The sequence below is a fragment of the Paenibacillus sp. FW126-R14 genome (assembly GCF_058789495.1).
In genome coordinates, this window is sequence record NZ_JBYTBS010000027.1 from 40,191 (window position 1) to 59,000 (window position 18,810).

The 18,810-nt window shown below is 52.6% G+C and carries 18 protein-coding genes; 7 read left to right on the top strand and 11 right to left on the bottom strand.

Annotated features, from left to right (window positions below; genetic code table 11):
• The first annotated feature begins 17 nt into the window (after nucleotides 1–17).
• Nucleotides 18–518 (top strand): DinB family protein, encoded by a 501-nt coding sequence (locus tag AC3WRW_RS17955; RefSeq protein WP_492547677.1) that lies wholly within the window; start codon nucleotides 18–20, stop codon nucleotides 516–518.
• Between the two features lie 86 nt (nucleotides 519–604).
• On the opposite strand, the gene AC3WRW_RS17960 is transcribed toward AC3WRW_RS17955, so the two are convergent.
• The 5 genes from AC3WRW_RS17960 to AC3WRW_RS17980 form a co-directional block, all read right to left on the bottom strand.
• On the bottom strand, nucleotides 605–1,195 hold the full coding sequence (locus AC3WRW_RS17960) for a TVP38/TMEM64 family protein (RefSeq protein ID WP_492547678.1): 591 nt from the start codon (nucleotides 1,193–1,195) through the stop codon (nucleotides 605–607).
• Between the two features lie 252 nt (nucleotides 1,196–1,447).
• The gene (locus tag AC3WRW_RS17965; RefSeq protein ID WP_492547715.1) at nucleotides 1,448–3,145 is read right to left on the bottom strand and encodes a glycerol-3-phosphate dehydrogenase/oxidase; all 1,698 of its coding nucleotides are present in this window, start codon (nucleotides 3,143–3,145) and stop codon (nucleotides 1,448–1,450) included.
• Between the two features lie 150 nt (nucleotides 3,146–3,295).
• Nucleotides 3,296–4,795 (bottom strand): glycerol kinase GlpK, encoded by a 1,500-nt coding sequence (gene glpK, locus AC3WRW_RS17970; RefSeq protein ID WP_492547679.1) that lies wholly within the window; start codon nucleotides 4,793–4,795, stop codon nucleotides 3,296–3,298.
• A gap of 17 nt (nucleotides 4,796–4,812) precedes the next feature.
• A complete protein-coding gene (locus AC3WRW_RS17975; protein WP_492547716.1) occupies nucleotides 4,813–5,376 on the bottom strand; it encodes a glycerol-3-phosphate responsive antiterminator in 564 nt (187 codons plus the stop codon).
• A gap of 192 nt (nucleotides 5,377–5,568) precedes the next feature.
• Nucleotides 5,569–7,566, bottom strand: a complete 1,998-nt coding sequence (locus tag AC3WRW_RS17980) for a GTP-binding protein (RefSeq protein WP_492547680.1) — start codon at nucleotides 7,564–7,566, stop codon at nucleotides 5,569–5,571.
• Nucleotides 7,567–7,700: 134 nt separating this feature from the next.
• Between AC3WRW_RS17980 and AC3WRW_RS17985 the strand changes: the two genes are divergently transcribed.
• Nucleotides 7,701–8,414 carry a DNA-3-methyladenine glycosylase family protein gene (locus AC3WRW_RS17985; protein ID WP_492547681.1) on the top strand — a complete coding sequence of 238 codons (714 nt, stop codon included), beginning with the start codon at nucleotides 7,701–7,703 and terminating at the stop codon, nucleotides 8,412–8,414.
• A gap of 938 nt (nucleotides 8,415–9,352) precedes the next feature.
• Here AC3WRW_RS17985 and AC3WRW_RS17990 read toward each other — a convergent pair.
• Nucleotides 9,353–9,922, bottom strand: a complete 570-nt coding sequence (locus tag AC3WRW_RS17990; RefSeq protein WP_492547682.1) for a TetR/AcrR family transcriptional regulator — start codon at nucleotides 9,920–9,922, stop codon at nucleotides 9,353–9,355.
• A 26-nt stretch (nucleotides 9,923–9,948) separates the two neighbouring features.
• The gene (locus AC3WRW_RS17995) at nucleotides 9,949–10,674 is read right to left on the bottom strand and encodes an MBL fold metallo-hydrolase (RefSeq protein WP_492547683.1); all 726 of its coding nucleotides are present in this window, start codon (nucleotides 10,672–10,674) and stop codon (nucleotides 9,949–9,951) included.
• 153 nt (nucleotides 10,675–10,827) lie between these two features.
• Between AC3WRW_RS17995 and AC3WRW_RS18000 the strand changes: the two genes are divergently transcribed.
• The 3 genes from AC3WRW_RS18000 to AC3WRW_RS18010 all read left to right on the top strand — a co-directional run bounded on the left by AC3WRW_RS18000 (nucleotide 10,828) and on the right by AC3WRW_RS18010 (nucleotide 12,881).
• On the top strand, nucleotides 10,828–11,904 hold the full coding sequence (locus AC3WRW_RS18000) for a M42 family metallopeptidase (RefSeq protein ID WP_492547684.1): 1,077 nt from the start codon (nucleotides 10,828–10,830) through the stop codon (nucleotides 11,902–11,904).
• Nucleotides 11,905–12,015: 111 nt separating this feature from the next.
• Complete coding sequence (locus AC3WRW_RS18005; RefSeq protein WP_492547685.1) at nucleotides 12,016–12,453, top strand: GNAT family N-acetyltransferase; 438 nt, start codon at nucleotides 12,016–12,018, stop codon at nucleotides 12,451–12,453.
• 41 nt (nucleotides 12,454–12,494) lie between these two features.
• Nucleotides 12,495–12,881, top strand: coding sequence for a DUF2500 domain-containing protein (locus AC3WRW_RS18010; protein ID WP_492547686.1), 387 nt, complete (start codon nucleotides 12,495–12,497; stop codon nucleotides 12,879–12,881).
• A gap of 499 nt (nucleotides 12,882–13,380) precedes the next feature.
• Here AC3WRW_RS18010 and AC3WRW_RS18015 read toward each other — a convergent pair whose 3' ends face one another.
• Together AC3WRW_RS18015 and AC3WRW_RS18020 are read right to left on the bottom strand one after the other, a co-directional pair.
• Nucleotides 13,381–14,502 (bottom strand): sensor histidine kinase, encoded by a 1,122-nt coding sequence (locus AC3WRW_RS18015; protein ID WP_492547687.1) that lies wholly within the window; start codon nucleotides 14,500–14,502, stop codon nucleotides 13,381–13,383.
• Nucleotides 14,499–15,176, bottom strand: a complete 678-nt coding sequence (locus tag AC3WRW_RS18020) for a response regulator transcription factor (protein WP_492547688.1) — start codon at nucleotides 15,174–15,176, stop codon at nucleotides 14,499–14,501. The genes AC3WRW_RS18015 and AC3WRW_RS18020 overlap by 4 nt, the downstream gene beginning before the upstream one ends.
• 205 nt (nucleotides 15,177–15,381) lie before the next feature.
• Between AC3WRW_RS18020 and AC3WRW_RS18025 the strand changes: the two genes are divergently transcribed.
• Nucleotides 15,382–15,867 (top strand): hypothetical protein, encoded by a 486-nt coding sequence (locus AC3WRW_RS18025; RefSeq protein WP_492547689.1) that lies wholly within the window; start codon nucleotides 15,382–15,384, stop codon nucleotides 15,865–15,867.
• A gap of 36 nt (nucleotides 15,868–15,903) precedes the next feature.
• On the opposite strand, the gene AC3WRW_RS18030 is transcribed toward AC3WRW_RS18025, so the two are convergent.
• Nucleotides 15,904–16,542: a DUF2306 domain-containing protein gene (locus tag AC3WRW_RS18030; RefSeq protein ID WP_492547690.1), complete on the bottom strand. Its 639-nt coding sequence runs from the start codon at nucleotides 16,540–16,542 to the stop codon at nucleotides 15,904–15,906.
• Between the two features lie 100 nt (nucleotides 16,543–16,642).
• Complete coding sequence (locus AC3WRW_RS18035) at nucleotides 16,643–17,182, bottom strand: PadR family transcriptional regulator (protein WP_492547691.1); 540 nt, start codon at nucleotides 17,180–17,182, stop codon at nucleotides 16,643–16,645.
• 114 nt (nucleotides 17,183–17,296) lie between these two features.
• Between AC3WRW_RS18035 and AC3WRW_RS18040 the strand changes: the two genes are divergently transcribed.
• Nucleotides 17,297–18,775 carry a DHA2 family efflux MFS transporter permease subunit gene (locus tag AC3WRW_RS18040; RefSeq protein ID WP_492547692.1) on the top strand — a complete coding sequence of 493 codons (1,479 nt, stop codon included), beginning with the start codon at nucleotides 17,297–17,299 and terminating at the stop codon, nucleotides 18,773–18,775.
• The last annotated feature ends 35 nt before the right edge of the window (nucleotides 18,776–18,810 follow it).

Below are 18,810 nucleotides of genomic sequence, written 5' to 3' on the forward strand. Positions count from 1 at the left end.
CTGAGGAGGCTTTCCCTATGTTTAGAACAATTCAAAATTTCGTAAATGAATGGAACCACGAATCTCAAGCGACTCAGCGCGTATTCGACACATTGACCGATGCATCCCTTACCCAACAAATCGCGCCGGACTTCCGTCAACTCGGGCAGCTGGCTTGGCACATCGCCACAACCATCCATGAGATGACTTCCCGCATGGGCCTCATCTTTGAAGCACCTGAAGGCGAAGAGCATGCGCCTTCCTCCGCCAAAGCCATCGCCGATGCCTACCGCGCCCAAGCGGCTGCACTGACGAACGCCATCCAGTCCCAGTGGACAGATGCCAAGCTTGCGGAGTCCACCGACATGTATGGCGAAACGTGGGTGAACGCGACGACGCTGCGGATCTTTATCTCGCACGAAATTCACCACCGCGGTGAAATGATCGTGCTGATGCGTCAAGCCGGCTTGCGCGTGCCGGATTTCTACGGACCGACTCGCGAGGATTGGTTGGAACGCGGGATGCAGCCGCTTATCTAGTAACAACTGAGCCAACACCAAAAGGACGAAACCATCCCTCCCAAGGGGCGTTTCGTCCTTATTATTTTTGGTCGCGGCCGCTGCAACTAATGGGAAAATCTCTTCTCGATCTTCTTACTTAACACCATTGAAACCCCAACGAATAGAACCACATAGAGAAGCCTGAATGGATTCTCGATAAACCGGTGAAGATCATAGCCGATAAAAGAAACCGACATGACCATAACCGCTTTGCCAGCAAGCACCGCAACCAGAAACGAACGGAATCTCATTCCGACGAGCCCCGCCGCCATATTGATAACGACGAAGGGACCCACGGGAAAAAGACTGAGCAGGAACACATAATTAAAAGCCTGCCGGCGAGCCCAGACCAGACTTTTCTGCACCTTGGGCTTTTGCGACCACCGCACTAAATAGGGATGGCCGGCCACTTTTTTTACAATCGCAAACGTCACCAAGCAGCCGCCCACAATCCCGATCCATGAGTACAAAAAACCGAGCCACAGCCCGTATACAGCCGCGTTAACGCTAATAATAACAAGCGTCGGCAGAGGCGGAACGAACGATTTCATAAATGGAAGAAGAAGACCGGGCAAAGGGCCCAGCGACCGGTATTTATCGACCAGCATGGCCAAATTCTCTTCCGTCATATAGGACAAAAGCTCTGTCAATCCCATAGGGGACACACCTACTTTGCTTGCAATAATGAATGGCGAAAGCTCCGCCGTCTATAGGCATGATAGCACATTCTGCAAGACATGAGCACTTTTGAGTGAGAATGAGCTGGCGGAGCCATAAAGAGCCCTCAACCATGTTGGTTGGGGGCTTTGATGAACCATGGGCTGCTTCGGACACGTGTTGGGCTACGACTGAGGGCAAGGCCAGGGCAGCCTCGCCATAAAACAGAGGCTATCCCCGGCGCAAGATGCTCACGCCTCGAGCGGGCTCACCGCCTCATGGAGCAGCTGCTCCAGCTCGGCGGTGTAAGCTGCACGCTGCGTTTCGTCCCAGCCGAAGCGCTCGGCCATAAAGGCGATGGCAGGCGCCTTCCACTGCTTTGCCCACGCGATATCGAAGAAGAGGGCCCCCGTGCGGCGGATGAAGAAATCCGCCGGCTTCACAGCCATCTCGCACTCGATCGCGTACACGAGCGCAGCGAGCACAGCGGCAGGCATCCCCCGGTATGCCGCCTCATCCCAGTACTGCGCCAGCAGCTCGTACACGGCATCCACGTTGGAGCCGTACCGCCGCGCCAGCAGCGCAGCATCCGCATGCGTCAGCCCCATCCGCTGGCCTTGGCTGGCCTTGCTCTGCAAGAACGGCTCCAGCCTCGCGGAGCCGCCAACATCGCCGCCGGAAATCGGCAGCGTGCGGGTGCGGCTCGGCGACAGCGCAGCCGCCGCGGCCGATCCCTCCGCCACCAGCATGGCGGCGATTTTGTCCACGACCGTCTCCGCCATTTTGCGGTAGCCGGTCAGCTTGCCCCCGGCCATCGAGATGAGGCCGGAGTCCGATATGAAGATTTCATCGCGGCGCGAAATCTCCGAAGGATCTTTGCCCTCCTGGTGGATCAGCGGGCGCAGCCCGGTCCAGCTCGACTCGACGTCAGCCTCCGTCAAGCCGAGGGTCGGGAACATCTCGTTGGCCGCTCGCAGCACGTACGCACGGTCCGCCTTCGTAATCCGGGGATTCACGATATCCCCTTTATAGTTCGTGTCCGTGGTCCCCACGTAGGTTTTACCGTCGCGCGGAATCGCGAACACCATCCGCCCGTCCGGCGTATCGAAATAAATCGCCTGCCGCAGCGGAAACTTGCTCTGATCGAACACCAAGTGCACGCCTTTGGTCAGATGGAGCGTTTTGCCCTTCTTCGAACGATCCATTTCGCGCAGCGTATCCACCCATGGACCAGCCGCATTCACGATCTTGCTCGCATATAGCGAGTAAGACGGATTTGCTCCCGCGCCCGAGCCGTTACCGCCGAGCTGATCAGCCACCCGAACGCCAACCAGCTTGCCATTTTCAACAAGCAGCTCCTCCACTTTTGCGTAATTTACGGCTTGAGCCCCCAGCTCCACGGCTTTTTTCATGACTTCAATCGTCAACCGCGCATCGTCCGTCCGATATTCCACATAATAGCCGCCGCCTCGCAGGTCTTTCTTTTTCAAAAGAGGCTCATGACCCAGCGTTTCCTGAGGACTGAACATTTTACGGCGCTCCGCTCGTTTGACTCCCGCTAAGAAATCATAAACCCTTAAACCAAGGGAGGTAGACAGCTTGCCGAACGTGCCCCCTTTATAGAAAGGCAGCAGCATCCACTCCGGCGTCGTCACGTGCGGACCATTTTCGTACACAATCGCCCGCTCTTTGCCCACTTCAGCAACCACTTTCACATCCAACTGCTTCAAATAACGCAGTCCTCCGTGTACTAGCTTCGTCGACCGGCTCGACGTCCCTGCGGCAAAATCCTGCATATCAATAAGCGCCGTGCGAAGTCCTCTGCTTTGCGCATCAAGCGCAATACCCGCTCCGGTTATGCCCCCGCCGATTACTATTAGATCAAATGTCTGCTCCGACATGCTTTGCAGGATGTCCTTTCTTTTTAACCCGCTAAAGTTGTGTACCATCTCTGTCATCTCTGTCATCCCAATCTCTCCCCTCGAAGTATGAAAATAAAAGCCATAACAGACCTAAACACGTTCATTACGTGCAGGTCGCCATGGCTTCTCCTAGTCTCCAACCGAATATTAACTTGTTATAAAAGTTATGATTACCTATTATTTAAAAGCCATCGCGGCTCCAACCGCTTTTTTCCAACCGCCGTAAAGCTTTTCCTGCCGCTCAGCTGCCATTGCAGGCTCAAAAGCCTCATCCACCTGCCACTGCGCCGCAATCTCCGCTTGATCCTTCCAAAAGCCAACCGCCAGCCCCGCCAAAAATGCTGCACCAAGCGCCGTTGTCTCACTAATGACCGGACGATCTACCGTAACGCCCAGCATGTCGCTTTGGAACTGCATGAGGAAATTGTTTTTTACCGCTCCCCCATCGACCCGCAGCTTCGTCAGTTCAATGCCGGAATCGTCCTCCATCGCCTGCAGCACGTCCTTCGTTTGATAGGCAAGAGATTCGAGCGTAGCCCGGATAAAATGCTCCTTCGACGTCCCGCGCGTCAGTCCGAAAACAGCACCGCGCACGTCACTATCCCAGTAAGGCGTACCCAAACCGACAAAAGCCGGAACCACGTATACGCCGTCCGTCGACTCCACACGCTGCGCATAGGCCTCGCTGTCTTGAGCCGTTTCGATCATCCGCAGCCCGTCACGCAGCCACTGAATCGCCGAGCCGGCTACAAAAATGCTGCCTTCCAAGGCGTATTCAACTTTCCCGTTCAGCCCCCAAGCAATGGTCGTCAAAAGGCCGCTGCGCGACGGTATCGCGTAATTCCCCGTGTTCATCAGCATAAAACAGCCGGTGCCATAAGTGTTCTTGGCCATCCCTTTTTCAAAGCAAGCCTGCCCGAATAACGCCGCCTGTTGATCCCCAGCCGCACCCGCGATCGGAATCGCCGAGCCGAAAAAGAGGCTCTCCAACGTATGCCCATACACCTCCGAAGAAGAACGCACCTCCGGCAGCATGGAAGCCGGGATATCCAGATGGCCTAGCAGCTCTTCATCCCACTTCAGCTCGTGAATGTTATACAGCAGTGTTCGCGAAGCGTTGGAATAGTCCGTTACGTGCGCCTTGCCGCCGGTGAGCTTCCAGATCAGCCAGGTGTCCATCGTGCCAAACAGCAAATCGCCCTGCTCCGCCTTCGCTCTGGCTCCTTCCACGTGATCGAGAATCCATTTGATTTTGGTCCCCGAGAAATAAGCGTCTATTAGAAGTCCCGTACGTTCCCTAAAAAATGAGCTAAGCCCCTGCTCTTTGAGCACTTCGCAAATCTCGGCCGTCTGCCGCGACTGCCATACGATCGCATGATAAACCGGCATGCCGGTGTGCCGATCCCAGACAACCGCCGTTTCCCGTTGGTTGGTGATGCCGATACCCGCGATTTCCGCCGGCTGCACCCCGGATTCCGACAAAACCGCCGCCATCACGCCCTGAATCGACAACCATATTTCATTCGCATCATGCTCCACCCAGCCCGGTTTCGGAAAATGCTGCTTAAACTCCATCTGCGCCGTGTGTACGATGCTCCCTTTGTGATTGAACAAAATCGCTCTGGAACTTGTCGTTCCCTGATCAAGCGAAAGAATATAGGAAGCGGCTTCTGCCATAGTCATACCTCCATAAGTTAGGATCGTCGTTGATAATGCTGCCACAGCTCCGTATTCGAAGTCGTAACGGCTGTCGCTCCGGCCCCCAACGCCTGCTCTACATCCCCTACCGAACGAATGAGCCCTCCTGCAAAAATAGGAATGCCCGAACGCTCCTTCACTTCTTGAATAATGTGCGGAATGATGCCGGGAAGCACCTCGATGTAATCCGGCTGCGTTCGCTCCAGAAGCGTGTAGCTTTTTTCAAGTGCGCTGCTGTCAAGAAGAAAAAGCCGCTGAATGGCCATAAGCCCATTCTGTTTCGTCTTCGTAATGACCGTCCCCCGCGTAGAAATAATCCCGGCAGGGCGAATGCTTTGGCACAGAAACTCAGCCGCATACTCGTCGTTTTTGAGTCCTTCAATTAAATCCGCGTGCAGCAGCAGCTTTTTGCCATTGGCCCGGCCCAAATCGACAATATTTTTCAATTGTCCGATATGGCTGTCCAGCAGCACGATATAGGTATAAGAGGATTTCAGCAGCTTCTCCAAATCCTTCATTTTGCGAATCGCCGGTAAAATCCGTTGCTCTTGCAAAGACAAACTCATCATCTCCGTTCCTTCGTTCCTGTGCGTCCCTGCGGGTTAGACAACAAAAAACTCACGTAAAGATGCACCAATTATATGCAATTGGCATCCTCCGTGAGTCTCCTGTTCTCCGTCACATGTTATTAACTTACTTTCCATTCTACCGACACCTGCTTCGCCTGTCAATGAGAACAGTACCCATTTCAGTTAGGTCGAAAGCGCCTTGCGTACGGCTAAAATGTATTTCGATTGGTCGAGCGGGTTTACGCCCCGACGCCTGCGCTCCGCATGCACGTCTGGCGGACTCGGCTGATAACCGCCGAACGACGACGTGATGACTCCCCTGCCGCCGGACATCGCGCTCAGCTTCACCGGATAGTCCAGCGAAGTGGCAACGGGCAGCCGGCCCTCTACCACAAACCTGTCGCCGCTAATCTCCGGCGGATCGAAGCTCGCCCGCATCTGCACCAAATCGCTGAGCACCTTCCCGCCGTAGGCTTCCGGAACCGTAATCCGCACTTGCAGCATAGGCTCCAGCAGCGTCGTCCCCGTCTGCGCTAAGCCTTGCATGAGACCCATCGGGGTGGCGACGGCAAAATCGAGCGGATGCGTATGCCACACATGGTGCTCGCCTTCTACGAGCGTTACTTTGAGATCAGTAACTTCCCAACCGAGCAGACCCTGCTGCAGCGCCTCCGGTACGCGGCGCTCCACCTCGCTCTGGTACTGTGCCAGCAGCTGATCGGCGCGCACTTGCGAGGCGTAGACGAGCCCGCTACCCGGACCCCCCGGCTCGATGCGAAAGCGCAAAATCGCCCAGCACGGCTTGGGCATCGTATAGGCAATGAAGCCTTCGCCCGGCTGCGAAGGCGTTTCTTTATAAATGACGGAAGGCTGATCGAACCTTGCCTGCAGTCCAAAACGGGAAGCCAGCAGGCTCGTCAAAATCTCCAGCTGGATCGCGCCCATCACCTTCACGTGCAGCTCGCGTTCCTCCTGCAGCCATTGGAGATCAAGCAGCGGATCCTCGTCCGTAAGCTCTTGGAGCGCGGCGACGAGCGCCGGGTAGTGCGCATCGCTCTCTGCATGCACCTGCACAGTCAGCAGGGGCACCGCGAGCCGCGGAGCCGGCGGTACAGCGTCAGGGCTGCCCAGCACGTCGCCGATCCGCACCTGCGTCAGTCCGCAGACGGCCGCGATATCGCCCGCCGCGACAAAACCGATATCCTCGGCGCGGCGCCCGTCGATTTTGCGAATCTGGGTCACCTTCTCCTCCACGCCCTGCGTGGCATTGAGCACGGTGTCCCGGTTGCGGATCGCCCCCTCGTAGAGGCGGACGTACGCCATTCTGCCCATGGTCTTGTCCCGCTCGACCTTGAATACAACGGCCGAAAGCGGCTGCTCCGCGCTGCCGCCCGGCCCGGGCAAATAATCGAGGATAGCTTCCATTAGCTCCTCGATGCCAAGCCCTTTGCTCGATGCGCCCACGAGCAAAGGATAAGCCTGCCCCTGCCGCGCGTACCGCTGCAGGGCAGCTTTGACTTCGCGTGCCGGGGTGGGCACGCCTTCGATGTAGCTCGCGAGCAGGTGCTCGTCGAGCTCGGACAGCTTTTCGACCGCTGCCGCGAGGTCGAAGCCGGGCGCATGCGCGCCCTCTTGGAACACGCTCGCTCCGCCGCGGAACGTGTCTTCAGCGCCGAGCGGTGCATAGATCGGCACCGCCATGCCCGTGAGCTGCTTGTGGATGTCGCGCAGCACCCTCTCTGCATCGGCGCCAACGCGGTCCATTTTATTCACGTACAGCAGAGTTGGAATCTTGAGCGACTGAAGCGCGTGCCAGATCATCTCCGTCTGCGACTGCACGCCTTCAACGGCGGAAACAATCAGAATCGCCCCGTCCATCACTCGCAGGGAGCGCTCCACCTCCGATAGGAAGTCTACGTGTCCGGGGGTGTCCACCACATTAACAGACGTGTCCTTCCATGTAAAAACGGTCGTCGCACTGCGCACCGAAATGCCGCGCTCCCGCTCTACATCCATGGAATCCGTTTGCGCGGTGCCGCTGTCCACACTGCCTAGGGCGCGGATTCTCCCGCTATGATACAGCAGATGCTCAGTCGTCGTCGTTTTACCCGCGTCCACGTGGGCGAAAATTCCCACATTCCTACGCGGAATTTGTAACTCCTTGCCCTTTGAGTCGGTCATTGAAGTGCTCTGCTCCTTCTATTTACCAGTCTTTGTCCTCCTATTATACTTGAAGAACAGGCACCAAAGAATCCTTATACCAGAAGTACATCTGCGCACATCAATCAAGGTGACTTTCAAGGAGGCAAGCTGCTATGACGGACAATGCTCATTCTGATGAACAAGATCCATCTGTTTCAACACACACAGCCATCCTGCTTCATAAGGAACATCCTGCCATCCTAGCGCTTTCCGAGGCCGACAGCCGGTTAGCCTGCCTCATCCGCCTTGTCGGCGAGCTCACTTTGAGGACAAGCTCCTCTCCCTTTGAGTCGCTGGCCATGTCGATTATTTCCCAACAGCTCTCCGCTAAAGCGGCAGCGACCATTAAGGCCAGAGTGAAGCTTGTCGTACCGGAGTTCACGCCTGAGCTGATCCTTGCCGCAGATGAGGCTGCCATCCGGCAGTGCGGGGTCTCCTTCCCCAAGATCCGCTACATTCGCGATCTCAGCAGCAAAATTTTGGCCGGAGAGGTACGGCTGGACTCTTTGCAGGTACTGGATAACGCTGAGCTGCTGAAACAGCTCACAAGTGTCAAAGGCATTGGCGTATGGACAGCCGAAATGTTCATGATTTTCGCCTTAGGCAGACCGGACGTCATGTCCGTCGGCGATGCCGGCCTCCAGCGCGCTGCCCGCTGGCTTCACCAGCTGGAAGAGCGCAAAGACGGCAACTATTTGGCGCAAATCGCGTCGCCATGGGCCCCCTACCGCAGCTTCGCTTCCCTCTTTTTATGGCGGGCCGTCGATCTGGGCTTCGTGGATTCCGGCCTCCCAGTGGAGCCCTGTCTGGACGCGAGCCTCACTTGAGGCAAGGTTCTCCACTGGTGTAAAGCTTGTTTTGCTGCGTTATCGGAGACATTTTGCGGTTTTGGTGTGAGTTAGTGCTGAGAAACAACGTTACAGAGTGAGTTAGTGCTGAGGAAACAGCTGAAAAAAAGTGAGACGCCCTTTTTGGACGTCTCACAGAGATTTCACCACACCAACGCTGCCGAGAGAGCCTTTTCGGACCTCTCGCGAGACAATATTGCTCTTTGTCTCATCCATTCTCCCTGAGACGTCCCCTTTTGGGACGTCTCACAGAGATTTCACCACACCAACGCTGCCGAGAGGGCCTTTTCGGACCTCTCGCGAGACAATATCGCTCTTTGTCTCATCCATTCTCCTCCGAGACGTCCTTTTTGGACGTCTCACAGAGATTTCACCGCACCAACGCTGCTGAGAGAGCCTTTTTGGACCTCTCGCGATACAATATCGCTCTTTGTCTCATCCATTCTCCCTGAGACGTCCTTTTCGGACGTCTCACAGAGATTTCACTACACCAACGCTGCTGAGAGAGCCTTTTCGGACCTCTCGCGAGACAATATCGCTCTTTTTCACATTCATTCTCCCTGAGACGTCTTTTTCGGACGTCTCCCAGAGATTTCACTACACCAACGCTGCTGAGAGAGCCTTTTCGAACCTCTCGCGAGACAATATCGCTCTTTGTCTCATCCATTCTCCCTGAGACGTCCTTTTTGGGCGTCTCACAGAGATTTCACCGCACCAACACTGCTGAGAGAGTCTTTTCGGACCTCTCGCCAGACAATATCGCTCTTTGTCATGCTCTTCTAGCTCTTCTCACGCTCTTTGCCATGCTCTTGCCATGCTCTTTCTCACTCTCTCCCACGCCTCTCCGCTCCACTTCCCAAAAGGCCCGCTCTCCTCCTACCCTTCATTCCACTCGCTACCGCACATCAAACTTTCCCTCACTGCACCGGCATCCGCAATCCCCGCAAATACGTCTGCAGCAGTCGCCGCAAGCTCTCGTCGCGCTCGAGTTCCATGCGGAACCCGTTTCTATGTTCAAGCGACGCGAACCCATGCACCATACTCCGGAAACCGCGCACCACATGCAGCGCATCTTCCTCGCTCAACCCGTACGGCGCAAGAATCCGCAGCAAAAAAAACACAACCTCGCTGCCCGCCTCCTTCAATTCAGGATCCTCATAGTCAGGCAAGAAGGAGATCGCCTCATATAAGCCCGGATGATTTCTCGCGAATTTCACGTAGGCAAAGCCCGCGGCAAGCAAGGCATCGTCTTCCGCTTTGCCGATCACCGCCTCAACCATGGCGGCTTTAATCAGCACCAGCCCACGCCGGGAAAGCAGCCTCCGAAGGTCGGGCAAGCCTTTGATATGATTATAAAGCGATGGTGTTTTTACGTTTAATTTGGCTGCTAACGCGGCTAAAGTCAGCCCCTCCACCCCTTGGGCGTCTGCGATTTCAACAGCTGCCTGCAGTACATTTTCTGCGTCTAATCCTGGTCGTTGTGCCATTAATGTCCCATCCCTCTTCTTCTTCTCTACATGTTAGCTGCTGCAAACTGAAACTTTCTAGCGGCTTCCTCAATTGCACGATCCATCGCTGCAAGAGGCTGCTCAATCATCATGCCGTGACCGACCGCCAGAACGCTGGGCGCAAGCCCTCTCAGCTTCTGAGCACTCTCCAGCGACAACTCTCTGCTCCAAGTAGCCATGGCCGGGAAAGGAAACCACAACTTCATCAATCCCGAAACCGCCACCCCGCCGCGGACTTGAAACGCATCTCCGGCAATCAAAGCCCGGCTGCGAACATCGAGGAAAGCCATCAACCCAGGCGTATGTCCGGGAGCGGCAATAGCCTGCAGTGACCCTATTCGGTCACCCTCCTCCAGCAAAACATCCGGCTTCGTCCGTAACGACTTCGGAACGTCTCCCTTGATCGGTAGATTCGGTTCACTGGCTTCCAGTTCCTTGCTGCCTTCCAGCAGCTTGGCATCTCTTCTGGAGATATAGACCTTTGCCTGCGGCAGCTCATTTTTCAAACCGTCCAGCGCCCCAACATGATCGCCGTGTGCATGCGTAAGCACAATGCGGGTAATTGGCTTACCGATGCGCGCCGCTGCCTCAAGAATGCCTTTGACACTGAATGGCAGTGCCGCATCGACAAGCGTTAATTCATTTTCTTCCTCAACTAAATAACAATTTACCGGAAAAAACCTTGGCATAAAAGCCACCTGATACAAAAAACCGCTTTGCGTTACTTTCATTCTGAACGCCTCCTGTTTACTATTTATATTAGTATAATAACTAATAACATTAGTTTTGTAAAGGGGGATTCCACCTAAATCTCATTTCTTTGACCGTTGTGCTAAAATAAAGCTTATCGCTATACCTAATCTTGCTAAAAGTGAGGACATCCTATGAATACTGAAACATTAGAGCTTTTTCGAACGCTGACTGAAATGCAGGCAGCTCCTGGGTTTGAACGGGAAATCCGCAAGTTCGTCCGCGGCCAATTGGAGAAATATACAAACGAGTTCGTCCAAGACGGCCTCGGCAGCTTGTTCGGCGTCCTGCGGGGCGATGAAGCCGGTCCCAAAGTCATGGTCGCCGGACATTTCGACGAGGTTGGCTTCATGGTGAGCGGCATCACCGAGCACGGCACGGTCAAATTCCAGCCCCTCGGCGGCTGGTTCAGCCAAGTTCTGCCCGCGCAGCGCGTGCAGATCATGACCGAGCAAGGGCCGATCATCGGCGTGATCGGCTCAGTGCCCGTACACTTGCTGGACGAAGCGGCACGCAGCAAGCCTGCAGACATCAAGACGATGTACATCGACATCGGCGCAGAAGACAAGGCCGATGCCATCGCCATCGGCATCAAGCTCGGGCAGCAGATTGTTCCCATCTGCCCGTTCACGCCCCTGGCCAATCCGAAGCGGATTATGGCCAAGGCTTGGGACAATCGCTACGGCGTCGGCCTGGCGATTGAGCTGATGAAGGAGCTTCACGGCGGGCCGAAGCTCCCGAATGTGCTGTACGCGGGCGCTACCGTACAGGAAGAGGTTGGCGTGCGCGGCGGACGCACGGCGGCGAATCTCATCCAGCCGGACTTGTTCTACGCGCTGGATGCCAGTGCCGCCGGGGATATGACCGGCGACCGCAGTGCTTTTGGGCAGCTGGGGCGCGGGGCGCTGCTGCGCATTTTCGATCCCACGATGATCACCCACCGTGGGATGGTCGAATTCATTCTGGATACGGCGGAGACGCATAAGATCCCGTATCAATATTTTATCTCGGGCGGCGGAACCGACGCCGGACTGGTGCACGTGCAGGGCAGCGGTATCCCTTCCGCCGTTATCGGCGTCTGCGCGCGCTATATTCACACATCCGCGTCCATTCTTCACGTAGATGACTACGCCGCTGCCAAAGAGCTGCTCATCAAGCTCGTGCTCGCGAGCGATCGAACAACACTGAATACGATTCATGAACAAGCGTAATCACTGCGCATAACCCGCCATCACGGCGGGTTTTTTCATGAAATGTAGAACTCATGTTCCAATTTATGGTATAATTAGTAGAATCATAGGTTCGAAGAAAGAAGGCTGTATATGACGTATATCATTCGCGAAGCAAACTCCCGGGATACCAAGGAAATCAGCAGCTTAGTTTTCAAGCGGACAGGCAAGTTGATTTCTCCCTTACACATCGAGAACAGGCTGCATTTTATGCGTGAAAACCCGGATGAATCGCTCTATGTATATGAGGAGGAGAACCAGATCCTCGGCACTTTAGGTTTTCGTATTCGCCAAGCCGGCGATGCCGTTGTGAAGTTCAGCGAAATCTCCGTCATTTCCATCGAGGAGACTAACAAGAGCCAAACTGCTGCCGATAAGTTAAAAAGCTATGCGGAACAGCTGACCCAAGAGCACGCTTGCTCCGGGATGTGGTGGATCACAGGTTCAGAGAACAATGGCGATAGCCGGAGAGCCAGTGAGCCGCTTGGCTTTCATGAAACAGGATATCGATTCGTCAAAAGATTCCTCTAAAATGCCGAAATTTACTACAAAACTTTGAGGAGTGATTTGCTATGTCAACAGGGTTTAATACAGGGCCGTTTGCTAACCAAGGCGGCGTGGATCTTTTTATTCTTATTTTTACGATTATGGCTGTGCTTATTGGCGGCTTTATCTTATTTATGATCATTAGGGGATTTATCGTTTGGTCATCCAATAATGCCTCTCCCATCCAAAGTCTGGTCTGCAAGGTCGTTGCCAAAAGAATGCAGGTTAGCGGCGGGTCTGGAGATTCAAGTTCAAACACGAGTTATTATGCCACGTTTGAGTTTGAAGATCGCCGCAGATTAGAACTACGCGTGGGACGCGATCAGTTTGGTTATATCGTGGAGGGAGACGAGGGACTACTGACCTATCAAGGCACCAGGTTCAAAGGATTTTCCCGCGATTTGTCCGTTTAAGGCGAAAAACTGCGCATCCTTTACCAAAACTACGCAATTCGAAGCAAATCGACGAAACCGCTAAAAAAGTCAGTAAAAATCTCTTTTTAGCAAATATTCTGAATATTTACAAAATTTTAATAATAGGCTATAGTTGTCTTAGGCTCACTTGAAGGACAAGCCTTACAGCTGGTAAGGACTCCCGACAGTGGCCAGGATATTCTCCACTTAGAAAGGGGATAGTCCAATGGACAACGTTAGCGAAACATGCCCACTTTTCCTTCAAACGACGGAAGAAAAGGTGCGGGAACGGGATACGTTCATAGGGCATGTGGGAATCCAGAGGCGGTAAATGTGTTAAGCGTTTATTCGAGGAAAGGATTCGTAACAACGTAAAGTCGTAATTTGCAACGTGAGTTGGTTGATTGGAGTGTGTGTAGGGACAATTGAATACCTTCAGTGAAACTTAGAGACCACCGGTTATCATCGATAAGCGGCGGTCTCTATTTGTGCGCTTCTTTCATTCTGGCAGTGATAGCCGAACTATAAAAGTTGTCATCTCCTCCGGCTTGCTCTCTACGGAGATCGTACCGGCATGCATATCGATGATCTTCTTGACGATGGACAGCCCCAAACCGTTGCCGCCGGATGTCCGGTTTCTCGATTTGTCCGCTTTGTAGAAGCGTTCAAAAATATGCGGCAGATCTTCCTCTGAAATACAAGCTCCGTTATTGGAAATTCGGATAACAGCTTCTTTCTGATTGCTTGTCGCATGGACCCCGATCGTCCCGCCCACCGGCGTGAATTTGATCGCGTTATGAATTAAGTTCGTCCATACCTGGCCAAGCAGGTCTTCGTCAGCTGTCAGCGTCACCGGCTCCAGCTCGATGTCCATTTCGATATTTTTATCGACCCACTGCACTTCACAGGCAAGAATGTGATTGCGGATTTGCTTGTCGAGCCGGTAGCTTTTCGGTTCAAAAGGGTGATGCTGCGACTCTAACGACGATAATTTGAGCAAATTATCGCTCAGCTTGGAAAGCCGCGTGCTCTCCGCCTCGATAATTTCCAAATAGTGCTTGCGATCCTCCGGGGTGATCGTCTCGTTCTGCAAAGCACGCGAGAAGCCGCTGATGGAGGTGAGAGGCGATTGAATTTCATGGGATACATTCGAGATGAATTCCTGTCTCATTTTCTCCAGCTGCCCTAGCTCCACCGCCATGTTGTTGATGGAATCAACCAATTCTACAAAAGGCCCGTTATGGGGATTATTATCGACAAACACATTGAAATCTCCTCTGGACATGCTCCTGATCGCATGAATCAGCGTTTGAAAAAACTTCATCTGCTCGCTGCGGAAAAACCTGCCCATGATCGACATCGTAATGCCCCAAAGTAACATTCCGCCGATACAGTTAATCAGCTGGACAACCACTTCCGGGGGGCGTTTATTCATATAGGTGAAGATCCACTCTGTCGCATAGAAGACCGCCAGCCAGTACAGAATGATGAGAAGAAAAATCCCTAAGGCGAACAAAGTGCCGCGCACGCGCTTCCCGAGTGACATATTGCTTTTTCGACGCTCCCTGGCCGGTCTTCTTTCCCTCCGTGGCTTTCTGTCCCTCGGCGTCCTCCTGCTCATGACCTCAGCACCTCCATCCGGTAACCGAGTCCCCGAATCGTGGCAATGCGGAAAGCATGCTGCTCCTCCGGAAACCGCTCGCGGAGCCTGTTGATATGAACATCGACAGTCCGTTCGTTGCCCTCATAATCGAAGCCCCAGATCTGCTCGATCAACTGGTCGCGCGAAAATGTTTTGCCCGGATAGCTCGCCAGCTTGTAAAGCAGTTCAAATTCTTTGAGAGGCAGCGTCAAGCTCTCCGAGCCGACAGTTACCTCGTAGGTTTTCTTGTTCATGCTGAGGTCTCCGACCTGAACGGTTTGGGACGAAGCGATTTTATAGCGCTTCAGAAGCGCTTTGACCCGCATCGCCAGCTCCACAGGTTCGAAGGGCTTGACGAGGTAATCGTCGGTGCCCAGCTCGAAGCCTTTGACCTTCTGCGAAGTTTCGCCTTTGGCCGTGAGCATAAGCAGCGGCATCTCATAATGCTCCCGCAGCTCTTTGCACAACTCCCATCCGTCCATATTCGGCATCATGATATCCATGATCACCATGTCGACTTGGACGGTTTCGAGCAGTTTGAGCGCTTCTGCACCGTCTGAAGCTTCGACGACATCGAAGCCTTCGTTCAGCATAAAGACGCGCACCAGCTCACGAATATACGGATCATCATCTACGATTAATATAGGTGCCATTTGGTATTCAGCCTCACTTTATCACTTCTTGTTGGGTCTACTGCCTATCTCCATCTTGCAAATTTCATTGTATGAGAATAGCATAAGGGGCTTTTATAAACTGAATTTAAACCAATGGGGGCGTATCGCGATGTAAGGGCTTTTTTTGGTAAAAAATATGTGATACATTTTGAAGACAGTATCCGTTATGGGGGGATCTCACCTTATGCTTAATAATACATATTCCCAGTTTTCGATGCTAATAGGCGAGGAAGCCGAAGCTGCTTATCAGCATGAGGTGCACGCCGAAGGATATGCCGGCTTCCGCCGCCTGCTCGACGGCTTGACCGAGGCTATCAAAGCTGCCGCCGATGCGGACATCCCCGGGCTTGAACAGGCATTAGCCAAAGCTAGCCGCTTGTTCCCTGAGCCGGTTCAATTCAGCCCCTCGTGGGCATGCATTTGGGCCGAGCTTGAGGCTACCTTAATTGCGAAAAAGCATGTCCTGTCGAGCATTTCACCGGCTGAGCGCACAGGCGAATGGCAGGTCATCATGGATAATCCGCAGGTGGTTCAAGAAGTTGTCTGCTACCCTGGCTTGGACTTCCATGACGCCGCGTACCTGTACGCCTATTTCCGCCCGCAACTGGAGAAGTCGGAGTATATCCGCCTGCAGAAAATCCAAACCGTCATTCAGGAACTTGGGCGCTAGAAGAATGAAGAGGAAGAACTAAAAACTAAAAGCCCATTACCGGGCTTTTCGGGGTTTTAACAGCACCCATTCCACGAGGCAGAAGTTGATCAGCAAGCCGATCCAGACGTTCACTTGCAAAATATCAGCGACCATCTGCTGGACACCGCCTTCAGGAAGATGAAATCCCCGCATAGACGCATATAACAGCATGCAGATCGGAACAATCAATCTGGCTGATATAGCCACCAGCGTAACGGCGTAGCTGCGAATCATCCAAATGCGGTGCTCTGGGAATTGCTTGGAGACTGCGTACCGGAACCCTTTCCAAGTTGTAAACAGCCATAGGAAACTTAACGCTAGGAATGCCATAGCTTTGGTAAAGTTATCGATGTACACGGTAATAACGAGCCCTAAACAACCACTGACCATAACGCTGACGACATAAATACGTCCTAATACCCTGTGTCTGGCCGGAAAACGGATGCGAAACCGCTCGCTGAATTGGAACAAACCGCTAACAAGTGCAAGTAGAGCAGTACCGATATGCAGGACAAGAAATGGATAAAATAATGGAAAGCCCTCATTGAGCTCGCCACGGCTATTGGCAGGATTTAATGTCACATAAGGATACACCGCGGCAATCGCCACGCCTAAAATAATACAAATAGCGACTATGCTCAATTTCTTACTCATCTTTTAGCCCCCGTTTATGATCTGATCTTCACTCCTCCGTTAGTGTAACTCTTTCATCTAAATGCCTTCTAAACAGTTTCTTAAATAAATCTAAAATGCCTCATTTCAGCTTCGACTTCATCCACTCGCACCAGGACAGATCCGCTTCTACTTTGAGGGTAGCTTTTCTTATAAGAACATAATTACCGAACAAAGGGTCATGAATCTCCAGCTCTTCAAGCGCCTTCTTGCTCAGGCATTTGACTTTCTCAAAGCTCTCCCCATACTGCTCCTTTTTCTGTAGATAGTAACTCTCTCGCTCAAGCAGCATTTTCATAGCCTCATCCTTATCTACGAGACCAATGCAGTATACTTTCAACGCGAACTCATCACGGGTTACAGGCGCATCGGTAGGCAGCCCGATCCACTCTTGAAGTGCTTTTAATCCGCTAGCTGTTAACGAATATACTTTTTTATCCGGTTTATCCGACTGTGGCACATGCACAAACGCAACATATCCCTTCTGCTCCAGCTGAGCCAGGAGTGGGTATATTTGGCTGTGCTTCGCCGGCCAAAAAGGCTGAATGTGCTGCATAAGCTCATAGCCTGTTCGGGAATCTTTAGACAAAAGGCTCAATAAGCCATAAGAAAGGGTATTCATAGAAAACTCCTTGTTATGTCATAATTGACATATATGAACTTTGGTAGTATGATGATTTTCATTCAAATTATAGAGAATCCGGAGAGTAAGATCAATGGAGAGTGGAGGTAGCAAGTGAGTAAAGATGATTTACAGCAAGTCCGTTTTTGGCCGATCATGATTGCAATCTTCTTTGGATCTTTCGTGTCGATCCTGAGTATGAGTACAATTAATATTGCTATACCGATTTTGAGCGAACATTTTCATTCCGATTTAAGTAAAATCCAATGGACGATCACAGGGTTTATGCTTGCAAGCGGAACGATTGCCCCTATTACCGGTTACTTGGGTGAGCGGTTCAGTTATAAGCGTCTGTACGTTTTGGCGCTCGTGGGCTTTACCGTTTTTTCATTGCTTTGCGCGATTGCATGGGACGCTTCTTCCCTGATTGCTTTCCGTATTATCCAAGGGGCTTTCAGCGGTCTTATCATGCCGGCAACGATGACTATCGTGTATCAGGTCATTCCACGCGAAAAGCAGCCGATTGCGATTTCCCTTTGGTCCTTATCCGCTATGATGGCACCTGCCATCGGGCCTACTTTGAGCGGCTGGCTTTTGCAAAATTGGAGCTGGCATTGGTTATTCCTTCTTAATGTACCGGTTGGACTCATTGCAACTTATCTCGTTATTAAATTAATTCCTTTTTACCGTCTTTCTGTTCCTAAAAGGTTTGATGCCATCGGTTTATTCACCGTTGTCATCGGCAGTCTTTCTTTGCTTGTCGCCTTCTCCGAAGGCCATGCGTGGGGATGGTCATCCGGCCGTATCGTCGGTCTGTTCGCAACAGGGATCATCATGCTCGGACTCTTCATTTGGAGAGAGCTGAAAGCAGATTCTCCTTTGCTGAATGTTCGTGTCTTGTCTAATACGCGTTACTCTTTAACGCTGATTATTTCTAGTATTGTTACGATCAGCTTGTACTCGGGAACTTTTCTGACTCCTATTTTCCTGCAAAACATTCAGCACGTAACGCCGCTGGACACTGGCTTGATCCTGCTGCCAGCTTCTCTGGCCATGGCGCTCTGCATGCCGATTGTAGGTAAATTATACAGCATTCTTGGTCCGCGCATTCTTATTTTTGTCGGTATTTCCTTGATCGCAATTGGCACATTGACACTCAGTTGGCTGAGCGTCGACGTATCCCGCAGCTATATCCTATTCTGGATGATCGTTCGGAACATCGGGATCGCTTTTGCGACGATGCCAGCGAGCAATGCCGGTATGGAACAAATACCGCGGACACTGTCCGGTCATGCCACATCCATGAGCAACTGGGTGCGCAACGTCTTTGGTTCTTTCGCTATCGCCCTGTTCACTTCGGTACTGGCATCTCAAACCGCGACCCACTCCAAGGAACTCGCTGCCAGCGGAATTAAAGATAAGGCCGTTATCGGTATGCATTCCTTTACGATGAGTGTGAATGATGTGTATTTGCTTGCTACGTTCATCGTGATCGTTGCGCTGCCGCTCAGCCTTTTCATCAGCAAACGTCCGATCGAAAAAGAATCCCCTGCAGCAGTAGCTGCGGTTATCAAGCCTGAAGCGGCTAAATAATATGTTTTGGGAAAGTCCTTGCCTTAGTAAGGGCT